Origin of the sequence: Azohydromonas sp. (assembly GCF_035325925.1) — a bacterium.
GTDB lineage: Bacteria > Pseudomonadota > Gammaproteobacteria > Burkholderiales > Burkholderiaceae_C > Calidifontimicrobium.
In genome coordinates, this window is record NZ_DAOKZA010000100.1 from 1 (window position 1) to 4,871 (window position 4,871).

The following is a 4,871-nucleotide window of genomic DNA, read 5'->3' on the forward strand; positions in this document are numbered from 1 at the left end:
GGCGCCGTGCGCGTGCGCGCGACCGGCCCCCTGGCATCGCGGCGCGGCGGCGAACCCGCGGTCGACCGCGGGTTGCTCGCGTCCTAGCACCCGCTTCCCGGCCCCGACGATCGCGACCCGATCCGCCGAGAAGTCGGCGGAAGCCCCGGCTGTCGTGACGAGCTTCCGTGCCACCGGCCCCACGAGGGTCGCCACGACGGGAGTCCGATGTCATGAACGAGATGGTCCATCGCCTGCGGCGGTGGAAGGCCTGGTGGACGCTGCCGCCGGGCGACCTGCTGCGCGATCGCGCGTACCGGCGGCTGTGGAGCTCGATCCTGATCAGCTCGCTGGGCGGACAGGTCACGATGCTCGCGCTGCCGCTGACCGCCGCGCTGCTGCTGCATGCGACGCCCACGCAGATGGGCCTGCTCACCGCGATGGAGATCGCGCCGTTCGTGCTGCTGTCGCTGCCGGCCGGCGTGTGGCTCGACCGCGTGCGCAAGCTGCCGGTGTACATCGGCGGCGAGACGCTGATCGCGCTGATCGTCGGCACCGTGCCGCTGGCCTGGTGGCTGGGCTGGCTGACGATGCCCTGGCTGTACGCGGTGGGCTTCGCCGTCGGCTCGGTGTACACGGTGGCAGGCAGCGCGGCGCAGGTGGTGCTCACGCAGGTGGTGGCGCGCGAGCGGCTGGTCGAGGCGCACGCGAAGAACGCGCTCGCCAGCTCGGGCGCCGACGTCGCCGGGCCGGGGCTCGCCGGCGTGTTGATCAAGGCGCTGGGCGCGCCGGTGGCACTGCTCGTCGACGCCGCGATGCTGCTCGCCTCGGCGCTGATCCTGCGCGGCGTGCACGTCGCCGAGACCCCGCCGGCACGCGGCGGCGACACGCACTTCTGGCGCGACCTGCGCGCCGGCGTGCGCTTCGTCGCGCGCCAGCGGCTGCTGGTCGCGCTCGCGCTGGCCGTGGGCGTGTGGCAGATGTGCCACCACGCGGCGTTGGTGGTGCAGATCCTGTTCGCCACGCGCAAGCTCGGCCTGTCGGAGCAGGCCGTGGGGCTGAGCTACGCGGGCATGGGCGTCGGCACGGTGGCGGCCAGCGTGTGGGGCCACCGGCTGAGCGCGCGCTTCGGCCTCGGGCCGACGCTGATCTGCGGCTTCGCGGTGTGCGCGCTCGGCTGGCTGCTGCTGGCGGCGGCACCGGCCGGGCCGTGGGGCGTGGCCGCGTTCGCGCTGATGCTGGTGCTGTTCGGCTTCGGCGCGGTGCTGGTGTTCATCAACTTCCTGGCGCTGCGCCAGGCGGTGACGCCGACGCCGCTGCTCGGTCGCATGACCAGCACGATGCGCTGGTTGACGCTGCTGGCCGCCGGCCCCGGCGCGCTGCTCGGCGGTTGGCTGGGCGAGCGTTTCGGGCTGCGCGCCGCGCTGGCCTTCGCCGGCGCGGGGGCTGCGCTGCTCGCGGTGGCGGCCTGGCACGCGCCGGCGCTGCGCGGCGTGCGCACGCTGCCGCGGCCCGCCGACGACGAGCAGGGCCTCGGCGTCGAGGCGACGGTGGCGCTGGCCGAGCCGCGTTGACGGCGCGCGAGCTCAGTCGCCGGCCGGGCTGAAGCGGTCGACGGCGTCGCTGATCTGCGCGTCGACGCCGTTGTCGGTCAGCCACGCCGCCACCGACGGGTCGTTGACCGTGTAGGCCAGCGCCTTCATGCCGGCGCCGTGCACGCGCGCGACCACCGTCGCGTCGAGCAGCGCGTACATCGCCACCACCGCGACACAGCCCAGCGCGCGCGCCTGCTCGAGCCAGCCGTCGTGCAGCGCGTCGAGCAGCAGCGCACGCGGCAACTGCGGCGCGCGCGCGCGCGCGCCCTCGAGCGCGGCGGGCTGGAACGAGCTGAGCAGCGGCGGCACCGCCGCGCCGTGCCACAGCCGCACCGCGTGTTCGGCGACGACCTCGCCGGTCTCGCGTTCGTGGCCGGGTGTGGGCTTGACCTCGATGTTCAGCGTGAAGCCGTTGCCGCGCACGAAGGCGGCGATGGCGGCCAGCGACGCCGGCGGTTCACCGGCGAAGCCGCGGCTGTGCCAGCCCCCGGCGTCGAGCCGCGACAAGTCGGACCAGCGCAGTGTCGCCGCGAGGCCGCGGCCGTCGGTGGTGCGTTCGAGCGTCGCGTCGTGCAGCAGGAACGGTACGCCGTCGGCGCTGAGCTTGACGTCGCACTCGAAGGCGCGCCAGCCGTGGCGCGCGCCCTCGCGGAACGCTGCCAGCGTGTTCTCCGGCGCGAGGCGGCCGGCGCCGCGGTGCGCGAACCAGCGCGGGTAGGGCCAGCGCGTCACGGCTCGACGCGCTGGCCGCCGGCGGCGTCGAACCAGTGCAGGTGCTCGGGCGTGACCGCCAGCGACACGGTCTGCCCGGCGTGCGGTGCCGGCAGCGTCGCGTCGATGCGCCAGGTGAACTCCTGGCCCGCGAGCCGCCCGTGCACCAGGCGCTCGGCGCCGAGCATCTCGACCACCTCGACGTGCAGCGGCCAGCCGGTGTCCTGGCCGGGTTCGACGTGCTCCGGACGCACGCCCAGGATCAGTTCGCCGCCGCGCGGCGCGGTCACCGGTAGCGGCAGCGCGTCGCTGCCGTCGCAGACGAAGCGGCGGCCGTCGCCGCGCCCGCGCAGCAGGTTCATCGGCGGGCTGCCGATGAAACTGGCGACGAAGGTCGTCGCCGGGCGCAGGTAGACCTGCTCGGGCGCGCCGATCTGCTCCATCAGCCCGGCGTTCATCACGATCATGCGCTGCGCCAGCGTCATCGCCTCGACCTGGTCGTGGGTGACGAACAGCGAGGTGATGCCCAGCTCGGCGTGCAGCTTCTGGATCTCCAGCCGCGTCTGCACGCGCAGCTTCGCGTCGAGGTTGGACAGCGGCTCGTCGAACAGGAACACCTGCGGCTCGCGCACGATCGCGCGGCCCATTGCCACGCGCTGGCGCTGGCCGCCCGAGAGCTGGCGCGGCGTGCGCTGCAGCAACTGGCCCAGCTCGAGGATCTTCGCCGCCTTGTCGACCCGGCGGCGGATCTCGTCGACCGGCACCTTCTTGATCTTCAGCCCGTACGCCATGTTGTCGTACACCGACATGTGCGGGTACAGCGCGTAGTTCTGGAACACCATCGCGATGTCGCGCTCGGCCGGCTCGAGCCCGTTGACGACGCGCCCGCCGATGACGATCTCGCCGCCGCTGATCTCCTCGAGCCCGGCGACCATGCGCAGCAGCGTGCTCTTGCCGCAGCCGCTGGGGCCGACGATGACGATGAACTCGCCGTCGGCGATCTCGGCGTCGACGCCGTGGATCACCTTCACGGCCCTGGGGCCGTGTCCGTAGGTCTTCTCGACCCTGCGCAGGGATATCGCGCCCATGTCGTCGTGCTACTTCTCGCTGTCCACGAGGCCCTTGACGAACCACCTCTGCATCAGGATCACCACCAGCGCCGGCGGGATCATGGCCAGCACCGCGGTGGCCATGACGACGTTCCACTCGGTGGCCGCGTCGCCGCCGGTGATCATGCGCTTGATACCCATCACGACGGGGTACATGTCCTCGCTGGTCGTCACCAGCAGCGGCCACAGGTACTGATTCCAGCCATAGATGAACTGGATCACGAACAGCGCCGCGATGCTGGTCCGCGACAAGGGCAGCAGAACGTCCAGGAAGAACCGCATCGGCCCGGCGCCGTCGATGCGAGCGGCCTCGACCAGCTCGTCGGGCACGGTGAGGAAGAACTGGCGGAACAGGAAGGTGGCGGTTGCGCTGGCGATCAACGGCACCGTCAGGCCGGCGTAGGTGTTGAGCATGCCGAGGTCGGAGACCACCTTGTATGTCGGCAGGATGCGCACCTCCACCGGGAGCATCAACGTCACGAAGATCATCCAGAACACCAGGCTGCGCAACGGAAAGCGGAAGTACACCACCGCGAAGGCGCTCAGCAGCGAGATCACGATCTTGCCCACCGCGATGGCCAGCGCACTGATCAGGCTCACCATCATCATCGGTGCGACCGGCGGGTTGTTGCCGCCTTGCGTATTGCTGCCGACCAGCGCACGCGTGTAGTTCGGAATCAGCTGGTCGCCCGGCAGCAGCGACATCGGCACGTTCTGCACGATCTCCTGTGCCGTCTGTGTGCTGGCCACCAGCGTGATGTAGACCGGGAAGGCGACGATCATTACCCCGAGCACCAGCACCAGGTGGCTCAGGACGTCGGCGAGGCGGCGGTTCTCGACCATCTCGGCCTAGTAGTTCACGCGTCGTTCGACGTAGCGGAACTGCACCACCGTCAGCGCGATGACGATGACCATCAGCACCACGCTCTGCGCCGCACTGCCGCCGAGGTCCAGGGCCTTGAAGCCGTCGAAATAGACCTTGTAGACGAGGATCGCGGTGTCCTTGCCCGGGCCACCCGAGGTCGCGGCGTCGACGATGGCGAAGGTGTCGAAGAACGCGTAGACGATGTTGATCACGAGCAGAAAGAACGTCGTCGGCGTGAGCAGCGGGAACTGCACCGTCCAGAAGCGTCGCCAGGGGCCGGCGCCGTCGATCGCCGCGGCCTCGATCAGGCTCTTGGGAATCGACTGCAGACCGGCGAGAAAGAACAGGAAGTTGTACGACACCTGCTTCCAAACCGCCGCCATCACGATCAGCGCCATCGCGTGGCCGCTGTCGAGCAGGTGGTTCCATTCGATGCCGGCCCGGCGCAACCAGAAGCTGACGATGCCGACCGAAGGGGCGAACATGAACAGCCAGAGCACCCCGGCCACCGCCGGTGCGACGGCGTAGGGCCAGATCAGCAGCGTCTTGTAGGCGCCCGCCGCGCGCACCACGCGGTCTGCCATCACGGCCAGCAGCAGCGAAAGGGTCAAC

General features: G+C 71.0%; 6 protein-coding genes. 1 reads left to right on the forward strand and 5 read right to left on the reverse strand.

Features of this window, described 5'->3' with window-relative positions; translation table 11 throughout:
- The coding region (locus PKC53_RS18655) for a hypothetical protein (protein WP_324431375.1) at positions 1 to 195 on the reverse strand (195 nt) is incomplete at its 3' end.
- Between the two features lie 17 nt (positions 196 to 212).
- On the opposite strand from PKC53_RS18655, the gene PKC53_RS18660 reads away from it, so the two are divergent.
- Positions 213 to 1,553, forward strand: a complete 1,341-nt coding sequence (locus PKC53_RS18660) for an MFS transporter (RefSeq protein ID WP_324431377.1) — start codon at positions 213 to 215, stop codon at positions 1,551 to 1,553.
- 12 nt (positions 1,554 to 1,565) lie between these two features.
- Here the strand turns inward: PKC53_RS18660 and ugpQ are convergent, their stop codons facing one another.
- From ugpQ to PKC53_RS18680, 4 genes are all read right to left on the reverse strand, one after another.
- Positions 1,566 to 2,306 carry a glycerophosphodiester phosphodiesterase gene (gene ugpQ, locus PKC53_RS18665; RefSeq protein WP_324431379.1) on the reverse strand — a complete coding sequence of 247 codons (741 nt, stop codon included), beginning with the start codon at positions 2,304 to 2,306 and terminating at the stop codon, positions 1,566 to 1,568.
- Positions 2,303 to 3,373: a sn-glycerol-3-phosphate import ATP-binding protein UgpC gene (locus tag PKC53_RS18670; protein ID WP_324431381.1), complete on the reverse strand. Its 1,071-nt coding sequence runs from the start codon at positions 3,371 to 3,373 to the stop codon at positions 2,303 to 2,305. Before PKC53_RS18670 ends, ugpQ begins: the two co-directional genes overlap by 4 nt.
- 9 nt (positions 3,374 to 3,382) lie before the next feature.
- Positions 3,383 to 4,237 (reverse strand): sn-glycerol-3-phosphate ABC transporter permease UgpE, encoded by an 855-nt coding sequence (gene ugpE / locus PKC53_RS18675; RefSeq protein ID WP_324431383.1) that lies wholly within the window; start codon positions 4,235 to 4,237, stop codon positions 3,383 to 3,385.
- Positions 4,238 to 4,243: 6 nt separating this feature from the next.
- Positions 4,244 to 4,871, reverse strand: a 628-nt coding sequence (locus PKC53_RS18680) for an ABC transporter permease subunit (RefSeq protein WP_324431385.1), incomplete at its 5' end; no start/stop codon positions are given.

Coding starts and splice junctions, on each gene's coding strand:
- PKC53_RS18660 (WP_324431377.1), top strand. CDS start 213: ATGAACGAGATGGTCCATCGCCTGCGGCGGTGGAAGGCCTGGTGGACG.
- PKC53_RS18670 (WP_324431381.1), bottom strand. CDS start 3,373: ATGGGCGCGATATCCCTGCGCAGGGTCGAGAAGACCTACGGACACGGC.
- ugpE (WP_324431383.1), bottom strand. CDS start 4,237: ATGGTCGAGAACCGCCGCCTCGCCGACGTCCTGAGCCACCTGGTGCTG.